The sequence below is a fragment of the Brotaphodocola sp. genome (genome assembly GCF_050873365.1).
Taxonomy (GTDB): Bacteria; Bacillota; Clostridia; order Lachnospirales; family Lachnospiraceae; genus Brotaphodocola.
This window is the reverse complement of record NZ_JBNMIQ010000004.1, coordinates 81,854-101,179: the sequence shown is the minus strand read 5'-3', so window position 1 is coordinate 101,179 and position 19,326 is coordinate 81,854. Positions and strand designations below refer to the sequence as shown.

Here is a 19,326-nt window from a genome sequence, read left to right as displayed (position 1 = left end):
ATAGGAAATTCAGAAAAAACAAAAAAACGGCGTTTTTTCGCGGAAAAGAGCGTATATTTAGGCAAAAATAGGGCTAGTAATTAAGAAAACACTATGCTATAATGGTAACTTGAAGTGTGGCGCCCTGCCGTGACGACCATACATAGATTTAAGGAGGAACCCATAAAATGAGTTTACAGGTAGAGAAGTTAGAAAAAAACATGGCAAAACTGACCGTAGAAGTATCGGCAGAGCAGTTCGAGAAGGCTCTTACCGCTTCTTACAACAAGAATAAGAACCGGTTCAACATTCCTGGTTTCCGTAAGGGAAAAGCACCGCAGGCAATGGTTGAGAAGATGTATGGCGTCGGCGTTCTGTACGAGGATGCAATCGAGGAAGCTCTGGACGCAACCTACGGTGATGCTGTAAAAGAGAGCGGACTGGAGATCGTTTCCAGACCGGAGATCGGCGTTGAGCAGATCGAGAAGGGCAAGCCGTTCATCTACACCGCAACCGTTGCAGTTAAGCCGGAAGTAACCCTGGGCGAGTACAAGGGTGTTGAGGTTGAAGGCGCAAAGGCTGACGTAACCGATGAGGATATCCAGAACGAGCTGAAGAAAGTTCAGGAGCAGAACTCCCGTCTGGTAGCAGTTGAGGATCGTCCGGTAGCTGACGGAGATCAGACCGTGATCGATTTCGAGGGATTTGTTGATGGAACTCCGTTCGAGGGCGGAAAGGCTGAGGATTACACTCTGGTAATCGGTTCTCATTCCTTCATCGATACCTTCGAGGATCAGCTTGTTGGCAAGAACGCAGGCGAGGAAGTAGAAGTAAACGTAACCTTCCCGGAGGAGTACCATGCAAAAGAGCTGGCAGGAAAGCCGGCTGTATTCAAGGTAAAGATCAAAGAGATCAAGAGCAAAGAGCTTCCGGAGCTGAACGATGAGTTCGCAAGCGAGGTTTCCGAGTTCGAGACCTTAGATGCATACAAGGCAGATCTTCAGAAGAAGCTGGCTGAGACCAAAGAGAAGCAGGCTAGCGCTGAGAACGAGAACAAGGTAGTTCAGAAGGTTGTTGACAATGCAACCATGGACATCCCGGCTCCGATGGTAGACCAGCAGGTTACCAACATGATCAACGACTACGCTCGCAGAATGCAGAGCCAGGGTCTGTCTCTGGATCAGTATCTGCAGTTCACCGGCACCACCCTGGATCAGCTGAAAGAGCAGATGCAGCCGCAGGCTGAGAGCCGTATCCGTGCTCGTCTGGTACTTGAGGCAGTTGCAAAGGCTGAGAACATCGAGGTATCTGAGGAGACCGTTGAGGCTGAGCTGAAGAAGATGGCTGAGACCTACAAGATGGAAGTTGAGCAGGTTAAGAACATCATGGGCGAAGACGGCTTAAAGCAGATGAAGGAAGATATGGCAGTTCAGGAGGCAGCTGATTTCCTGGTAGCACAGGCTAAGCTGGTTTAATTGAAAAAGAGTGCGGAAGAGGATTCCGATCCGCCGTTTCCGCATAAATCCGGATATTTGCGGGTATAGTTAAAAGGGCCGGGATGCAGTGCGCCTGGCAAAGGATGCATGAGACTGCATCCCGGTCCGTTTTGTATGGAGGATTTGACGATGGCATTAGTACCTTATGTGATTGAGTCAACCAGCAGAGGAGAACGTTCTTACGATATTTATTCCCGATTATTAAAAGAGAGAATTATTTTCCTTGGTGAAGAGGTGACTGACGTATCAGCAAGCCTGATCGTAGCACAGCTTCTTTTCCTGGAATCTGAGGATCCGGGCAAGGATATTAATTTATATATCAACAGTCCGGGCGGTTCTGTAACTGCCGGAATGGCAATTTATGACACGATGAATTATATCAAGTGCGATGTTTCCACAGTCTGCATCGGTATGGCAGCCAGCATGGGCGCATTCCTGCTTGCAGGTGGCGCAAAGGGCAAGAGATTTGCACTTCCGAACGCGGAAGTCATGATCCATCAGCCTTCCGGCGGTGCCAGAGGACAGGCAACCGAGATTCAGATTGTGGCAGAGAATATCTTAAAGACCAAGAAGAAACTCAATGAGATTCTTGCAGCCAACACGGGCCAGTCTTATGAGACGATCTGCCGGGATACAGAGCGCGATAATTATATGAGCGCAGAGGAAGCAATGAACTACGGGTTGATTGACCGTGTGATTGCAAATCATTAAAATTTAAATAGCGGAAGGCGCACGCGAAAGCATCTCTGAGCGGATCACGCATGATTTCATTCATGCAGGGGGTGATCGAAAATGTCTCAGAGATGCTCTAAGATCAAGGAAAGGATAGAGGTGTAGCGATATGCCCAACAGAACAGATGACAGAGTCAGATGCTCGTTTTGCGGAAAGACCCAGGATCAGGTAAAGAAACTGATTGCGGGTTCCAACAACGTGTTTATCTGCGACGAGTGTATTGACCTTTGCGCGGAGATTCTGGAAGAGGAATTCGACGAGCACGACAATGCGGGACTGGATTTAAGCAGTATCAACCTGCTCAAGCCGAAGGAGATCAAGGAGTTCCTTGATGAGTATGTAATCGGACAGGATGCCGCAAAGAAAGTGCTGTCTGTTGCCGTGTACAACCATTACAAGAGAATCACATCCGGCAAGAACATGGATGTGGATGTACAGAAGAGCAACATCCTTCTTCTCGGACCGACCGGTTCCGGTAAGACGTATCTGGCACAGACACTGGCAAAGATCCTGAACGTGCCGTTTGCGATTGCAGATGCGACCGCACTGACAGAGGCAGGATATGTCGGTGAGGATGTGGAGAACATTCTTCTGAAACTGATTCAGGCAGCAGATTACGATATCGACCGTGCACAGTACGGTATCATTTACATTGATGAGATCGATAAGATCACGAAAAAGTCGGAGAACGTTTCCATCACCAGAGATGTTTCCGGAGAGGGAGTTCAGCAGGCACTCTTAAAGATTCTGGAGGGAACGGTTGCGAGTGTTCCGCCTCAGGGTGGAAGAAAGCATCCGCATCAGGAACTTTTGCAGATCGATACGACCAATATCCTGTTTATCTGCGGTGGTGCGTTTGACGGACTTGAGAAGATCATTGAGAGCCGTCTGAGCGCAGGCTCGATCGGTTTCAATGCTGAGATCGTGGAGAAGAACAAGGCAGATATTGATGAACTGCTCAAGAAGGTAGAGCCACAGGATCTTGTGAAGTTCGGACTGATTCCGGAGTTCATCGGTCGTGTGCCGATCACGGTTTCTCTCGATCTGCTCGATGAGAAGGCGCTGGTACGGATTCTTTCCGAGCCGAAGAATGCGCTGATCAAACAGTACCAGAAGCTGTTTGAGTTGGACGATGTGAAACTGGAGTTCACACCGGAGGCACTCGAGGAAGTTGCAAAGTTTGCAGTGGAGAGAAAGACCGGAGCGAGAGGTCTGCGCTCAATTCTTGAGGGTGCAATGATGGATCTGATGTATGAGGTTCCGTCCGACAACAATGTCGGAATTTGCACCATCACGAAGGATGTGATCGACCGGACCGGAGAGCCGGAGCTGGTGTACCGCGATACGAATGTACCGCGCAAGAACCTGTCTCAGAGAATGAAAAAAGAAAAATCAGGTGAGATCGCGTAAGTCGGTCTGCCGGTATGAAGGGGCTGTTGCAGAGTAGATCCATCGGCAAAACCGAGTCTGCCCTCTTGCGACAGCCCATTCTGTATATCAAAGAGAAATAGTTACGAGAAATAAAATTTAACGGAGAAAAAATATGGAAGATACGATAATGACGATGCCAGTGATTGCCCTGCGCGGGCTGACGGTTCTTCCCCATATGACGGTCAGCTTTGACATCAGCCGACCGAAGTCGATCTCTGCCGTGGAAAAGGCGATGGTGGGAGATCAGAAGATCTGTCTGGTAACCCAGAGAGATCCGGAGGATCAGGACCCGACACTCGAACAGCTCTATCACATCGGAACGATTGCGCTGATCAAACAGCTTGTCAAGATGCCGGGCGGAATCGTCCGCGTGATGGTCGATGGTCAGGAGAAAGTTGAGCTGATCGCACTTGACCAGACCGAGCCGATGCTCGTCGGCGAGATCATGGAAGTTGAGCCGGAGGAAGAGCCGGAGTATGTGGTGGAGCAGGCGATGCTTCGCGTTCTGAAAGAGAAGACGGAGGCTTACAGCCATCAGCACGCAAAATTTGCAAAGGAGATCCTGCCGGGACTTCTCGCAATGAAGGATCTCGAGCCTCTGATGACGCGCCTTGCAAGCGAACTGCCGTGGGAGTATGTCGTTCGTCAGGAATATCTTGAGGCAATGAATGCCGAGGGACGCTACGGCGTTCTCGTAAAGAATCTTGCCAATGAGGTGGAGATCGCTGAGATTCGCAGAGAGTTCCAGCAGAAAGTCAAGGAGAGCATTGACAAGAACCAGAAGGATTACATTCTCAGAGAGCAGATGAAGATCATCCGCGAGGAACTCGGCGAAGACCCGATCTCCGATGCAGATGAGTATGAGAAGCAGATCAAGGCTTTGAAGGCAAGTAAGGAAGTCAAGGAGAAGCTCAAGAAGGAGCTTGACCGCTTCCGCAACATGCCGGGTGGAAGCCAGGAGGCAAACGTCCTTCGTACATATGTGGAGACACTTCTCGAGCTTCCGTGGAACAAGATGTCCCGCGACAACAACGACATCCACCATGCGGAGGAGATCCTGAATGCCGACCACTATGGACTCGAGAAAGTCAAAGAGAGAATTCTCGAGTATCTCGCAGTCCGCATGCTGACGAAGAAGGGAAGCAGTCCGATCATCTGTCTCGTTGGACCGCCAGGAACCGGAAAGACCTCGATCGCCCGCTCCGTTGCGCGCGCGCTGAATAAAAAGTATGTGCGCATCAGTCTCGGCGGTGTCCGCGATGAGGCGGAGATCCGCGGTCACAGAAAGACCTATGTCGGCGCGATGCCGGGTCGCCTCGTCGATGGTCTGCGTCAGGCAGGTGTCTCCAACCCGCTGATGCTTCTCGATGAGATCGATAAGGTCAGCAGTGACTACAAGGGAGATACTTCCTCCGCACTTCTTGAGGTTCTTGATGGAGAGCAGAATGTGAAGTTCCGCGATCACTATGTCGAAGTTCCGATTGATCTGTCAAATGTGCTCTTCATTGCGACGGCGAACACGACGCAGACGATCCCGGGACCTCTGCTTGACCGTATGGAGGTCATTGAGGTCAATAGCTACACCGAGAATGAGAAGTTCCACATCGCAAAGGATTATCTGGTTGGCAAACAGCTTGAGAAAAACGGACTGACCGAGAAGAATCTGACAATCAGCGACGATGCACTCAGAAAGATCATTCACAATTACACGAGAGAGGCGGGAGTCCGCAACCTCGAGCGTCGGATCGGAGATATCTGCCGAAAGTCTGCGAGAGAATTCCTCGACAACCGCGATCAGGTGATTGCTGTGACGGAGAAGGATCTCGAGCGCTATCTCGGAAAAGAGAAGATCACCTACGAGGATGCCAATGAGACCGATGAGGTCGGAATCGTGCGCGGTCTGGCGTGGACGAGTGTCGGCGGAGATACGCTTCAGATTGAGGTCAATGTGATGCCGGGCAAGGGAGAACTGAAACTTACCGGACAGCTCGGCGACGTGATGAAGGAGTCCGCACAGACAGCTCTGACATTTGTCCGCTCAATCTGCCCGAAGTATGGAGTTGCAGATGATTATTTCGCAAAGCATGACATGCACATCCACATTCCGGAGGGCGCTGTGCCGAAGGATGGTCCGTCCGCCGGTATCACGATGGCGACTGCAATGCTCTCCGCAGTGACGGAGCGCAAGGTCAAGGCAAGTGTCGCAATGACCGGAGAGATCACCCTGCGCGGACGCGTTCTGCCGATCGGTGGTCTCAAGGAGAAGATCCTTGCAGCAAAGATGGCACACATGAAGACCGTGCTTGTGCCGGATAAGAACCGCCCGGACATCGCGGAGCTTTCGGAAGAGATCACAGACGGACTGAAGATTGTGTTTGTGAAGACGATGGAAGATGTCGTGAAAGAGGCGTTTGCAGAAGCGCAGGAGGAGAAAACAGAATGATTATCAAAAAAGCAGAACTTGAGACGGTCTGTGGAATCACAAGCAAACTGCCGGAGAATGAAAATCCGGAGTTTGCATTTGCCGGAAAATCAAACGTCGGAAAGTCGTCCCTGATCAACGCACTGATGAACAGAAAGTCGCTTGCGAGAACGTCCTCCCAGCCGGGAAAGACGCAGACGATTAACTTTTACAACATCAATGACGCGCTCTACTACGTCGACCTTCCGGGATACGGATATGCGAAGGTGTCGGTTGAGGTCAAGGCAAAGTGGGGAAAGATGATTGAGCGTTATCTTCAGAAATCCCCGATGCTCCGCTGTGTCTTTCTTCTGATTGACATTCGCCATGAGCCGTCTGAAAATGATAAGCTGATGTATGACTGGGTAGTTTCAAACGGCTACCATCCGGTCATCATTGCGACGAAGCTCGACAAGCTCAAGCGCAGTCAGATTCAGAAGCATGTAAAGATGGTCAGAGAGGGACTCGGAATTCCGAAAGAGGGAATCGTGATCCCGTTCTCCGCCGAGACGAAGCAGGGAAGAGACGAGATCTGGGCGCTGATCGAGTCGATGATGAATCCGAAAGAGGAATCCGAATCCGCAGAGAACATCGAGAGTGCCCGTGCAGAAGGAAAAGCTGAGGGCGAAAACAAAGCCGAGTAAACATCCTTCCTGCACACCGTATATTTTTTCAAGAATCGCCATAAAAATTTACCGGAAATTTACTTGTTCCCCATTCTTGCCTGTGCTATGCTGAAGTGGAAAGAGGAGACCTATTCTTCTGTGATCTGACAGAAAGTCTGTGAGTGAGACGATCGGATGGCAGGCACAGGAGGAGACCTCTTAGCTTGGAATACGTTATTTTGGAAATTCTTAGAGAGACAGGAGAGAGAAAGAATGGCAGAGACGTATGTTACTTTTAAGATTGGCAAGAAGAAAAATATTGCGCTGATTGCACATGACAATGAGAAGGCAAAGCTGATTGACTGGTGCAGGGAACATCAGGAGGTGCTTGCAAAGCACAACCTGTGCGGAACAGGAACGACAGCGCGGATGATCACGGAGCACACCGGGCTTACGGTCAAGGGATACAACAGCGGTCCTCTCGGCGGAGATCAGCAGATCGGCGCAAAGATTGTGGAGGGACGGATTGATTTTGTGGTATTCTTTTCCGACCCGCTGACCGCACAGCCACACGATCCGGATGTGAAGGCTCTGATGCGAATTGCGCAGGTGTACGACATTCCGATGGCGACGAATAAGGCAACCGCAGATTTTATGATCACCTCGTCCTTCATGGACAGCGAGTACAAGCATGAGGTCATCAACTTCAAGCGCCAGATCATTGAGCGCGCAGAGAGCCTGTAGCTCAGAAAAATTTTATATGAAGTTATAAAGAAGAGAAGCATTCTGTGAAATCAAAGTATTTACGATGATTTTACAGAGTGCTTCTTTTTGATTTTACAAAGTCTTCCTACAATAATATTGTATACAAAATGAAATGGAAAACGAAGGAGACGAAAAAAATCAAATGGCAAATGTATCGTTGGTAAATGTGGAGAAGACGTATTCCAACGGATTTCGAGCAGTGAAGAGGTTCAACTTAGAGATCCGGGATGGAGAGTTTATCATTTTTGTCGGACCTTCCGGATGCGGAAAATCCACAACCATGCGCATGATTGCAGGGCTTGAGGAGATCAGTTCCGGAGAACTCTGGATCGATGGACAGCTGGCAAACTTCCTTGAACCGGGACAGCGCGGACTTTCGATGGTTTTTCAGAACTATGCGCTTTATCCCTATATGAGTGTTTACGAAAATATGGCGTTTGGACTCCGGGTTCACGGAGAGAAGCGCACAGAGATCGATCGGAAAGTCAGAGAGACGGCAAAACTGCTTCAGATTGACCATCTGCTTGAGCGCAGACCGTCCGCCCTGTCGGGAGGACAGAAGCAGAGAGTTGCGATCGGAAGCGTGCTCGTGCGCGAGCCGAAACTTCTGCTGATGGACGAGCCACTCTCCAATCTGGATGCAAAGCTCAGAGGTCAGATGCGCGTGGAACTTGCGAAGATTCATAAACAATTTTCTTCCACGATCGTCTATGTCACCCACGACCAGGTCGAGGCGATGACGCTCGCGGATCGGATTGTCGTGATGAAAGAGGGAGAGATTCAGCAGATCGCCTCTCCGAACGAGATTTACAACAATCCGATCAACCAGTTTGTCGCAGGATTCATCGGATCACCGTCGATGAATTTTCTTCCGGTTCGATGCGGAGTTGAGAATGGAATTTTCTTTTTGCAGGCAGGAGAGAGCCGGCTGGTACTTCCACCGATTCTTGCGAAGCGTATCAAAGATCAGGGCGGTCTCGGCAAGGAACTGATTCTCGGAATCCGACCGGAGGATCTTTACCGAAAAGACGAGGAGCAGGAGAGAGCCGGTCAGAGTGGAATCTTACAGATGGACGGAAAGAAGAGCGGCGGAGAACTTTTGATGAAGGTGATGGTCAGAGAAGGTCTTGGTGCGGAAGTTCTGCTTCACGGGGAGATCGAGGGGGAGAATGCCTGCGTGAAACTCGCACCATCCTGTGTGACGAGCCCGGGGGAGACGATTGCACTCTGTCCGGATATGAAAAAAATCAAGCTCTTCGATGCGCAGACCGGAGATAATCTTCTGTATCTGAACATGACAGGGTCTAATGGGTGAGAGAAAAGAGAGGTTGAATGTGACAATGGAAGAAAAAAAGAAAGGAAGAGGAAATCTCGGGGCATACGGATATCTGATTCCGTCAATGCTGATTTTTGGAGTATTTCTGTTTTATCCATTTTTTAAGACGATTTATCTGAGTCTGTATAAGACGAACAAGATGGGAGAGGCAAAAATCTTTGTCGGAGCGGGAAACTATGTGGATCTTTTGACCTCACCATCGTTTTACAACAGCCTGATGGTCACGGCAATCTTTGTCCTGATCGTCGTGATCGGGGGCATGGCGCTCGGTCTTCTCGGGGCGGTTCTGTGCAACCAGGCATTTCCGGGAATCCGGATTTTCAGTACCGCTTATGCACTGCCGATGGCAATTGCGTCGAGCTCGGCGGCGATGATTTTTAAGATCATGCTTCATCCGTCGATCGGAATCGTAAACAAACTTTTGGGACTCAATATCAACTGGATCAATGACCAGAGATATGCGCTGGTGTGCGTGGCAATCCTGACGGCATGGCTCAACAGCGGAATCAATTTTCTGTATTTTTCCGCGGGACTCAGCAACATCGATGAGAGTATTTACGAGCGTGCATCTGTGGATGGAGCAAATGCGGTTCAGAAATTTTTCCGCCTGACGCTTCCGGGACTCAGCCCGATCATGTTCTACACGCTTGTAGTCAACATCATCCAGGCGTTCCAGTCCTTCGGTCAGGTAAAGGTCCTGACACAGGGCGGACCGGGAGAATCGACAAATCTGATCGTGTACTCGATTTACCGGGATGCATTTTTTAACTATCGCTTCGGAAGTGCGGCAGCACAGTCCGTGATTCTGTTTCTGATTATCATGGCGCTGACCCTTTTGATGTTCCGGGCAGAGAAGAAAGGGGTTTCGTACTGATGAGCAGACAGGAAATGGCAATTTCAAGAGAACATTTTAATGCCGGGCAGATTGCACGCATGCAGGTGGAGGCAAACCGCAAGGCAATCGCAAAGAGACGGACGAAAAAGGGAATTCTGATCGCACTCAACACGATCGTCGCTTTTCTGATTCTTCTTCCGCTGTTGTACGCGTTCAGCGTTGCGTTCATGCCGTCGAGCGAGCTCTTCACGACGGAGATGAATCTGATCCCGAAACAGCCGACGCTCGACAATTTCCGTCAGGCATTGGTCAAGGTACCGTTAATCCGCTTCGTAATCAACTCGTTTATCGTTGCAGGATGCATCACGATCGGGCAGATCATTTCCTGCTCGCTGTCCGCATTCTCGTTCTCCTTTTTGAAATTTAAGGGAAAAGAAGTGCTGTTCATGATCGTGATGGCGACGATGATGATCCCGGGTGAGGCGACGATCATCTCCAACTATCTGACGGTCAGCAAACTCGGATGGCTCGATTCCTATCCGGTGCTGATTGTGCCGTATCTGACTTCTGCGATGGGAATCTTTCTGTTCCGTCAGTTCTATATGAGCTTTCCGATCTCGCTCTACGAGTCGGCAAAGATTGATGGCTGTTCCAATCTGCGATTTATCTTCAAAATTCTGATTCCGCTGACGAAGTCGGCGATCGGCGCGATGGCGGTCTACACCTTCATCAATGCGTGGAATATGTACATGTGGCCCCTTCTCGTGACCGGTTCTTCGACCTACCGCACGGTACAGATCGGAATTGGCATGCTTGACAGTGTGGATTCTCAGTCGATCACGCTGATGATTGCAGGAGTTGTGATGATCATTGTCCCGTCGATCTCGATCTTTATCATCGGTCAGAAACAGCTGATCCGCGGAATGTTCTCCGGAGCAGTCAAGGGCTAAGAGAAGTTCAGGCTTTTGTGGGGGAAAGCCTGTTGAAAATAGAAGATAGAAACAGAAGCAAAAAAAGAAAGAAATAGAAGATGGAAATCCCGTGAACCGATAACATGCGTTCAGGGAGAGTATGGAGGAAAAAATGAAGTTAAAGTTAACGAACACAAAAAGAGCGATGAGTATGGCAATGGCAGTGATGATGGCAGTCAGCGCAACCGGATGTGGAAAGAGTGAGACTTCCTCAAATTCAGCAGATTCTGCATCCTCAAGTGCCAAGGCTGAGAGCAAGGATGATTCCTCAAGTGCAGAGACTTCGGCCCAGGCAGAGGCAAACGGAGCTTCGGGAGATGGTCAGACGATCACATTCTGGCATTCGATGGGCGGTGTCAACGGAGAGGCGATCGACTATCTCGTCAAGAAGTTCAATGAGGAAAACACAAAGAACATTACGGTAGATGCACAGTATCAGGGAAGCTACGACGATGCGATCAACAAGTTAAAGAGTGCACAGATCGGAAACATGGGAGCGGATCTCGTGCAGATCTACGACATCGGTACTCGTTTCATGATTGATTCCGGCTGGGTGATCCCGATGCAGGATCTGATCGATGCGGATGGCTGGGATGATTCCCAGATTGAGCCGAACATTGCGGCATATTATAGTGTGGACAACAAGCTGTATTCGATGCCGTTTAACTCCTCCACGCCGATTCTCTACTACAACAAGGATATGTTTGAGAAGGCTGGAATCACGGAGGTTCCGGACAGTCTTCCGGGAATTGAGGCGATCAGTGAGGATCTCGTCACGAAGGGCGGTGCCGGCGAGGCGATTTCCCTCGGAATTTATGGATGGTTTTTCGAGCAATTCACAGCAAAACAGGGAAAGAACTACGTCAACAACGGAAATGGACGTGAGGATGTGGCAACCGCTGTGGAGTTTGACTCAAACGGTGCAGGTCTCAACATTCTGACCGCGTGGAAATCTCTCGCAGATAAGGGATATGCTCCGAATGTTGGTCGCGGAGGCGATGCTGGTCTTGCTGATTTCAGCTCTGGAAAATCTGCGATGACGCTTGGTTCTACGGCATCCTTAAAGCAGGTACTCAACGATGTCAATGGAAAATTTGAGGTCGGAACGGCATATTTCCCGAAGGTATCTGACGACGATCAGGGCGGTGTCTCGATCGGAGGTGCCTCTCTGTGGGCACTGAACAATGAGGATGAGGCAAAGCAGAGCGCAGTCTGGGAGTTCGTAAAGTTCCTCGTATCCCCGGAGAGTCAGGCATACTGGAATGCACAGACCGGATACTTCCCGGTAACCGTGACTGCACATGATGAGCCGGTATTCAAGGAGAACCTCGAGAAATATCCGCAGTTTGAGACCGCAATCGATCAGCTCCATGATTCCACTCCGCAGTCTGCCGGTGCTCTTCTTAGTGTCTTCCCGGAGGCGCGCACGATCGTGGAGACCGAGATTGAGAACATGATCAACAAGAATCAGAACCCGGAGGATACCCTGAAGGCAATCGCCGACCAGATCAATAAGTCGATCGAGGATTACAACCTTCTGAACGAGTAAAATTCTATAAGATTAAGGCAGTGGCAAAGAAGTATTCTGTGAAATCAAAGCATTTACGATGATTTTACAGAATGCTTCTTTTTGATTTTACAAAGAATTTGTAGAATAAAGAGGAACAAAGAAAAAAGAAATGTGGAAAACAAGAGGAGGAATGATAAATGATTCGACTGGTAGCATCGGATATGGATGGAACTTTATTGGGACGGGATGGAAGAATCTCGGATCGGACCGCACAGACGATCCGCCAGATGAGAGCGTCAGGCTGTGAATTTGTTGTCTGCACCGGGCGCGGATATGAGGATGCAAAGAGACCGCTTGAGGAGCAGGCGATTGACTGTGATGTGATCTGCATGAATGGAGCAAAAGTCTGTGACCGGATGGGAAATGCGATTTTCAAACAGGAACTTTCATATGAACAGATCAAAGATGTTCTCGCATGCAGGGAGCCGGGGATGTTGTTTGACTTCATGACGAATGAGGGCAGTGTGACGATCAGCACGAGAGAAGAATTTCGCAAAGGCTTTGAGGAGGGAATTTTGCTTCCGATGGCGGGAGGAATCTCGTTTGAGATTATTAAGAGCAAGTTTCGGTTTATCTCGGAGAGCGAACTGTTTGCAGGAGATCTCGAGATTTTTAAGATGTCTGTGATGAGCAGGGACAAGGAGGCGCTGATGAGGGTGAGAGCGAAGCTGTTAAAAGATTCCTCATTTGCAGTCGTTTCCTCGGATGAGACGAATTTGGAGATCACAAACTCGTCAGCCCAGAAGGGAATTGCGCTCTTGAAATACGCCCAGAGCCACGGAATCCAGCTGAGAGAGATTCTTGCAGTCGGGGACAGCGAGAATGACAGATCGATGCTTGAACTTCCGCTCGGATACACGCTTGCGATGGCGAATGGAATGGAGCTTGCAAAAAAGACGGCGCGCTGTCAGACCCGCTCGAATGCAGAGGATGGAGTTGCATATGCGATTGAGACGCTCGTTCTGCCGTCATGACCCCGCATGAGGATGCATCATCGGATCATAGAATCCGTTTCTTCTTTGCATCCTCATGTTCGGTCTGAAACATCAATTTTCAAATATAAAATTCCTTAAATTTCAAATATAGAAATCTTTCAAATATAGAAATCTTTCAAAACAAAAATCTTTCAAACAAAACTTCTCAAACAAAATTTTCTGAAAAAGCATTTCAAATAAAATTTCCCAAACACAGATCCCGAAATAAAAATCCCCCCGGCAAACAAGGTTAAGAGAAAAAACTCTCAATTCTGACACAATCTAAACACAAAATGAACACAAACATCGTTTATGATTACGTTAACATCAGAGAGGAGTTTGAAAAACATTATGAGAAAAAGGGGAAAGATCGCGGTAGCGATGGCGATTGTGACGGCGACATCGACCGTTTTGCCGGTGGTTGCTCAGGCAGCAGACAACAACATGGACTACCGCAGAAAGGTGGTCGGCATTGCAGGAATTATGAGTGTGAGCAGTGATCTCACATCATCGGTGACCAGAGGAGAGTTTGCGCAGATGCTTGTGAAGGCATCGACGTATCGGGATTATCTGACGTCCACGAGCAATGTTTCCGTGTATTCCGATGTGCCTGCGACCCATACCTATGCCTCGAGCATTCGGATGGCAGCGGAAAATCAGTGGATGGTCGGCTATCTGGGCGGACAGTTTAAGCCGGATCAGGCGATCACCCTTCAGGAAGCGGTCAGAGGACTGCTTGCGCTTCTCGGATACACGAATGAAGACTTTGCAACGAATACGGTCGGGGCGCGGATGGCGATGTATTACAGTCTGGAACTCAACGATGAGGTCGACAGAGAGCAGACAGAGATCCTGAATCGCCAGGACTGCATCAATCTGTTCTACAACCTCTTAAAGACCGACAGCAAGACGACAGGAAAGGCGTATGCGACCGTGCTTGGCTGTGAGCTGAATTCGGACGGAGAGGTCAACCCGATGGGACTTGCCGATACCGATTTAAAGGGACCGAAGCTGATCCCGAAGGGCAGTGTGCTTGGCAACTACATTCCGTTTAATGTTCAGCAGGCGAGCATCTTCATCGATGGCGAGGCATCAAGCTACGACATTTTAAAACAGCACGTTTCCAATGGCTACGTTGTCGTCTACTACAATACGACGGCGAAGACGATCTGGGCGTATGTCGCAGATTCCGCGGACGAGATCCAGAGCGGACGGTGTGCAATCCGCGGTACCGTAGAAAATATTTATTACAGCTCGAGTGATGTGATGACGCCGACTTCGATCACACTCGACGGGGACGACAATGAGTATAAACTGACAAATTCTCAGATGCAGTTTGCATTTTCGATCTATGGATCGTTGCGTGTGGGCGATACCGTGACGCTGATCTGTGAGAAGACGGTGAACTCAAACGGAGATGCGACGTACACGATTGTTGATTATGTAGAAGACTGACAGGAGAGATAGAGATGTTGAAAAAGCTGACAGACAAACTGGCAAAGAAGAGTCCGGACGCGGGAAAAAAGAAGATTCCGAAAAAGTCCGGAAAGAAGAAATGGATTCTCGCCGGAATCGTCGTTCTCGCCGTTGCAGGCGGAGCGTTCTATATGCAGAATCAGAAGAAAGCGTCCAAGATGGCAAATGCACAGGCGGGAAAGCAGAATACCGCGGAAGTCACAAAGGGAGATCTGATTTCCTCGCTTTCCTCCTCGGGAACGATCTCTGCAAAGGACACCTATGAGATCACCTCCCTCGTCGAGGGTGAGGTCGTTGAGGCGAATTTTGAGGAGGGAGATCAGGTGGAGAAGGGACAGGTGCTTTATCGCATCGACTCTTCTTCCGTGAACTCCCAGCTGAATTCTTCTCAGAATTCGCTTGAGCGTGCAAATAAAAAATATCAGGAAGCACTCGATGATTACAACGAGGCGGTGAGCGATTACAGCGGAGATACCTACAAGTCGACGCGTACCGGATTTATCAAGTCGTTGAATATTGAGGCCGGAGATAATGTCTCGAACAACACGATGATCGCGTCAATTTACAACGACCAGACGATGAAGATCAAGGTTCCGTTTCTCTCAAATGAGGCAACTTCGATCGCTCAGGGCGCACAGGCAGTTGTGACGCTGACGGACACCGGAGAGCAGATCACAGGAACGGTGACCGCAGTCAGCAACATGGATGAGGTGCTTGACGGCGGACGTATGGTGCGCTATGTGACGGTGGAGGTTGCAAATCCGGGCGGACTCAGCTCCCAGCTGACCGCGACCGTCTCTGTCGGAGAGTTTCTTGGAAGCGGGGAGGCGACATTTACGGCTGCGACGGACACGACGATGTCGGCAAGCCTTTCCGGTGTCAATGGAAGCGTCGAGGTCGAGAGCCTTCTCGTCCATGAGGGCGACTATGTGACTGTCGGAACGCCGATCTTCAAGATCAAGAGCAAGGATGTGCAGGACATCTTGCAGAGTTTTGAGGACTCTGTGGACTCCGCAAAGGCTCAGGTCGAGCAGGCACAGTCAAGTCTTGACAGCACACAGGACAACGTCGACAACTACACGATCACAGCGCCGATCTCGGGACAGATCATCACAAAGAGCGTCAAGGTCGGAGACAAGATCAGTCGAAATTCCGGAAGCTCGGATACGACGCTTGCAACGATCTACGATATGTCAGAGCTGACATTTGAGATGTCGGTCGATGAGATGGATATCTCAAGTGTCGCAGTTGGTCAGTCTGTTTCGGTGACTGCCGATGCGTACAGCGATCGCACATTCAGCGGAACAGTCACGAATGTCAGTCTCAAGGGAAGCCAGTCAAACGGAGTCACGAACTATCCGGTTACAGTCACCCTTGACTCGGATGCAAACGGAGTTCTTCTCCCGGGCATGAACGTGGATGGTGTGATCACAGTCGGAGAGTCAAAGGATACGCTGATGGTTCCGTCAGGAGCACTGATGCGAGGAAACCGCGTTTACATCAAGGATGATTCCGCAGATGCATCGGATACTCCGCAGAAGGGCAACGTTCCTGCTGGATTCAAGGCGGTTGAGGTCGAGGTCGGACTCAGCAACGATGATTTCGTCGAGATCAAGAGTGGCGTCTCCGAGGGCGATACCGTTTACGTCGAGGAGTCGTCTGGAAAGAGCATGGATATGTTCCAGATGGGCGGTCCTGGAGGCGGAATGGGAGGCCCTGGCGGAGGCTACGGCGGTAATGGCGGTGGTCAGCACGGTGGCGGTGGAATGCCGTAAAATGCCGTAAACGTAGAGAAGAATAAGAAATAAGGTTAAAGAAGAAAAAGAAGAAAGAGGGAGGAAGAAGAGAGCGATGGGAGAGCCATTGATTGAGTTGAAAGACATCTACAAGATCTATCAGATGGGATCTGAGGAGGTGCGGGCAAATGACGGGATCTCCCTGACGATCAACCGGGGCGAGTTCGTCGCGATTGTCGGAAAGTCCGGAAGCGGAAAGTCGACGCTGATGAACATCATCGGCGCGCTCGATGTCCCGACTTCCGGAAGTTACCGGCTCGGCGGGGAGGACGTCGCACAGATGAGCGATGACCAGCTCGCGGATATCCGAAACCGGATGATCGGGTTTATTTTCCAGCAGTACAACCTGCTCCCGAAATCAAATCTTCTCGAAAATGTGGAACTTCCTCTGCTTTACGCGAAAGTGCCGAAGGAGGAGCGAAAGGAGAGGGCGATGCGCCAGCTTGAGCGAGTCGGACTTGCAGAAAAATGGCGAAACCTTCCCAAACAGCTCTCCGGAGGTCAGCAACAGCGAGTCTCAATTGCGAGAGCGCTTGCGGGCGATCCGTCACTGATTCTCGCGGATGAGCCGACCGGAGCACTCGACTCGAGAACGAGCCGGGATGTGCTCAACTTCCTCAAGGAGCTTCACGAGGAGGGAAACACGATTGTAATGATTACCCATGATAATTCCATCGCAGTCGAGGCGAAGCGCGTGGTGCGGATTATGGATGGAAAAATTAATTTTGACGGAGACGTGGAAGACTATGCAGCAATCATTTAAGCTGGCGATTAAGAGTATCTGGGGCAACAAAATGCGTTCGTTTTTGACAATGCTTGGAATCATCATCGGTGTGTCTGCCGTGATCATTCTCGTCAGCGTCGTCAGCGGGTATCTCTCCTACATGACGGATAGTTTTGCAAGCCTCGGTGTCGATCAGATTACACTCAACATCATCAATCTGCCGTCACGAAACGTCAGCGTGGATGAGATGTATGAGTTTTACGATGAAAATACAGATTTATTTGGAAGCATGACGCCGACGATCTCAATTCGCGGTGTCGCAAAAAATGGAAATGATTCACTTGACTCGACGAGTATCACCGGTGTCAGCGAGGACTACCAGGAGATCAAGGACTGGGATCTTGAATATGGACGTGGTCTTCAGTACATCGATATGTCAGCGCGCCATAAGGTCTGTGTGATCGGAACTTATGTGGCAAACGAGCTTTACGGAGGCGCGGAGAAAGCTTGTGGAGAGACGATCAAGATCAACGGAACGGCATTCACGATTGTCGGTGTCATCGAACAGCAGAATAAGGAAGAATTGAGTGAGGGTGGAACGGATGATTTTGTCTGGATTCCCTACACCTGCGCGACGAAGCTGGCGAGAAACGCCTATGTCAACAACTACATTATCACGGTCAACGACCTCGACAAGGTATCCGAGTGCAAGACAGCACTCAAGAATTTCCTCTATGAGAAGATGAAAAACGAGGACCTGTACACAGTCGAGGCGACGAGTGACATGCTCGATGAGATCAATTCGCTTGTGACGACGGCTTCAGTCGGTCTTGGTGGAATTGCGGGAATCTCCCTTCTCGTGGCAGGTGTCGGAGTCATGAACATCATGCTCGTGTCCGTCACTGAGAGAACGCGTGAGATTGGTATCCGAAAAGCGCTCGGTGCGCGAAGAAGCGTGATCTTGCAACAGTTTGTGATTGAGGCAGCGGTGACGAGCTCGATCGGAGGGGTGATTGGAATTGTGATCGGCTGTGGAGTGATCTTCCTGATCAATAAGTTCAACACGACCTTCCAGTCGACCCCGACATTCTCCGCGATTGCGGTATCGTTTGCGGTTTCTGTCGGAATCGGACTGTTATTTGGATATATGCCGGCGAGCCGTGCATCAAAGCTCAACCCGATCGATGCGCTCCGAAGTGAGTAGAGCTTGGTTTTCCAAATCAAGGTTTTCTAAGTCGTGGAGCAGGATCGTGACGGCGAGAAGGTCGGCACAGCCACCCGGACTTAAATGGAGGCGGATGAACTCTTCGTTGAGAAGCGAGAGTTCCAAAAGCCCCTGCTTTGTAAAGGCTCCGCCAAGGTCGAGGATACGCTTTGCGCAATCCTTCTCATAGACGAGCATCTCGGGACTCGTTCGGATCAGGACATTCGTGTCGTCGACTTCGGCCATCAGCGAGAGAAGCGTGTTCAGACGGGAGGCATTCTTGAGCAGATCGAAATTCTCAGAAGAATCGGCGCTGTCGCAGACTTCCACAAAGGCCTCTCTTGCCTGCTCTGCAAGACTTGGATCGGAGAAATGGCGCAGAGCCGGGAGAGCAATCTCTCGAATCGAGGGAAAACCATCTGCGACCTCCCCGCGGATTCCCTTTATACCGAAACGGACATAGAGAATTTCCCCGTGTGTGCGGGGATTTTTTTTGTCCATTTTTTGAAAATCCTTTTCGATCAGATCGCGACAGAGGAGACCGGAAGTTTCAAGAATCGCTTCGGCGTTAAAGCTGTGTGTCTGCGAAAAGAGAAAGCCGGCGATTGCAGAGACGATTCCCATTGAGAAAATCATGCCCTTGTGCGTGTTGATCCCGTTTGTCGCGTCAAACATCGCCTTCTCCGCCTTTACGCCGAGCGGGCGAATCGCAGAGAAAAGCCCTCTGCCGTCAGTATCCGCCTGCCAGAAGAGTCCGGTCTCAAACATTTTTGTGATCCATGGAGCGATCGCGTCAGAGCTTGCTGAGAACGTATCAAAATCCATATCGGAGTGTGCTCCGCTGTCGTGACGGTCGACGAGACCCGGCTTTGGGGTCGCAGAGACCTCCGCCATCAGTGCGCGGTGGCAGAGTTTGGAGAAGGTCTCGATCAAGTTTTCCATGCTTATTCCGGTTTCTAATTCTTTTGTG

The 19,326-nt window shown here is 50.1% G+C and carries 16 protein-coding genes; 15 read left to right on the top strand and 1 reads right to left on the bottom strand.

The features are described 5' to 3' along the window. Positions 1-167: 167 nt before the first annotated feature. The 15 genes from tig (at position 168) to ACR0QT_RS03355 (ending at position 18,356) form a co-directional block, all read left to right on the top strand. Complete coding sequence (gene tig / locus ACR0QT_RS03425; RefSeq protein ID WP_177976871.1) at positions 168-1,454, top strand: trigger factor; 1,287 nt, start codon at positions 168-170, stop codon at positions 1,452-1,454. 150 nt (positions 1,455-1,604) lie between these two features. Continuing rightward, positions 1,605-2,186 carry an ATP-dependent Clp endopeptidase proteolytic subunit ClpP gene (clpP, locus tag ACR0QT_RS03420; protein WP_177976872.1) on the top strand — a complete coding sequence of 194 codons (582 nt, stop codon included), beginning with the start codon at positions 1,605-1,607 and terminating at the stop codon, positions 2,184-2,186. 130 nt (positions 2,187-2,316) lie between these two features. After that, positions 2,317-3,618, top strand: coding sequence for an ATP-dependent Clp protease ATP-binding subunit ClpX (gene clpX, locus ACR0QT_RS03415; RefSeq protein ID WP_432629496.1), 1,302 nt, complete (start codon positions 2,317-2,319; stop codon positions 3,616-3,618). Between the two features lie 133 nt (positions 3,619-3,751). Next, positions 3,752-6,082: an endopeptidase La gene (gene lon, locus ACR0QT_RS03410; RefSeq protein WP_432629495.1), complete on the top strand. Its 2,331-nt coding sequence runs from the start codon at positions 3,752-3,754 to the stop codon at positions 6,080-6,082. After that, the gene (gene yihA / locus ACR0QT_RS03405) at positions 6,079-6,744 is read left to right on the top strand and encodes a ribosome biogenesis GTP-binding protein YihA/YsxC (protein WP_432629494.1); all 666 of its coding nucleotides are present in this window, start codon (positions 6,079-6,081) and stop codon (positions 6,742-6,744) included. The genes lon and yihA overlap by 4 nt, the downstream gene beginning before the upstream one ends. 234 nt (positions 6,745-6,978) lie before the next feature. Continuing rightward, the gene (locus ACR0QT_RS03400) at positions 6,979-7,449 is read left to right on the top strand and encodes a methylglyoxal synthase (RefSeq protein WP_432629493.1); all 471 of its coding nucleotides are present in this window, start codon (positions 6,979-6,981) and stop codon (positions 7,447-7,449) included. Positions 7,450-7,612: 163 nt separating this feature from the next. Beyond that, positions 7,613-8,785, top strand: coding sequence for an ABC transporter ATP-binding protein (locus ACR0QT_RS03395; RefSeq protein ID WP_432629492.1), 1,173 nt, complete (start codon positions 7,613-7,615; stop codon positions 8,783-8,785). 25 nt (positions 8,786-8,810) lie between these two features. After that, complete coding sequence (locus ACR0QT_RS03390; RefSeq protein WP_432629491.1) at positions 8,811-9,680, top strand: carbohydrate ABC transporter permease; 870 nt, start codon at positions 8,811-8,813, stop codon at positions 9,678-9,680. Then, positions 9,680-10,591, top strand: coding sequence for a carbohydrate ABC transporter permease (locus tag ACR0QT_RS03385; RefSeq protein WP_432629490.1), 912 nt, complete (start codon positions 9,680-9,682; stop codon positions 10,589-10,591). Before ACR0QT_RS03390 ends, ACR0QT_RS03385 begins: the two co-directional genes overlap by 1 nt. 133 nt (positions 10,592-10,724) lie before the next feature. Further along, positions 10,725-12,161: an ABC transporter substrate-binding protein gene (locus ACR0QT_RS03380; RefSeq protein WP_432629489.1), complete on the top strand. Its 1,437-nt coding sequence runs from the start codon at positions 10,725-10,727 to the stop codon at positions 12,159-12,161. Between the two features lie 158 nt (positions 12,162-12,319). Then, the gene (locus ACR0QT_RS03375; protein WP_432629488.1) at positions 12,320-13,156 is read left to right on the top strand and encodes a Cof-type HAD-IIB family hydrolase; all 837 of its coding nucleotides are present in this window, start codon (positions 12,320-12,322) and stop codon (positions 13,154-13,156) included. Between the two features lie 351 nt (positions 13,157-13,507). Beyond that, a complete protein-coding gene (locus ACR0QT_RS03370; protein ID WP_432629487.1) occupies positions 13,508-14,611 on the top strand; it encodes an S-layer homology domain-containing protein in 1,104 nt (367 codons plus the stop codon). A gap of 14 nt (positions 14,612-14,625) precedes the next feature. Next, positions 14,626-16,407, top strand: coding sequence for an efflux RND transporter periplasmic adaptor subunit (locus ACR0QT_RS03365; RefSeq protein WP_432629486.1), 1,782 nt, complete (start codon positions 14,626-14,628; stop codon positions 16,405-16,407). Positions 16,408-16,483: 76 nt separating this feature from the next. Next, a complete protein-coding gene (locus tag ACR0QT_RS03360; protein ID WP_432629485.1) occupies positions 16,484-17,191 on the top strand; it encodes an ABC transporter ATP-binding protein in 708 nt (235 codons plus the stop codon). Continuing rightward, a complete protein-coding gene (locus ACR0QT_RS03355) occupies positions 17,175-18,356 on the top strand; it encodes an ABC transporter permease (protein WP_432629484.1) in 1,182 nt (393 codons plus the stop codon). Before ACR0QT_RS03360 ends, ACR0QT_RS03355 begins: the two co-directional genes overlap by 17 nt. Here ACR0QT_RS03355 and ACR0QT_RS03350 read toward each other — a convergent pair. After that, positions 18,318-19,298, bottom strand: coding sequence for a triphosphoribosyl-dephospho-CoA synthase (locus ACR0QT_RS03350; protein ID WP_432629483.1), 981 nt, complete (start codon positions 19,296-19,298; stop codon positions 18,318-18,320). The two genes, ACR0QT_RS03355 and ACR0QT_RS03350, sit on opposite strands and share 39 nt — an antisense overlap. Positions 19,299-19,326 lie beyond the last annotated feature (28 nt).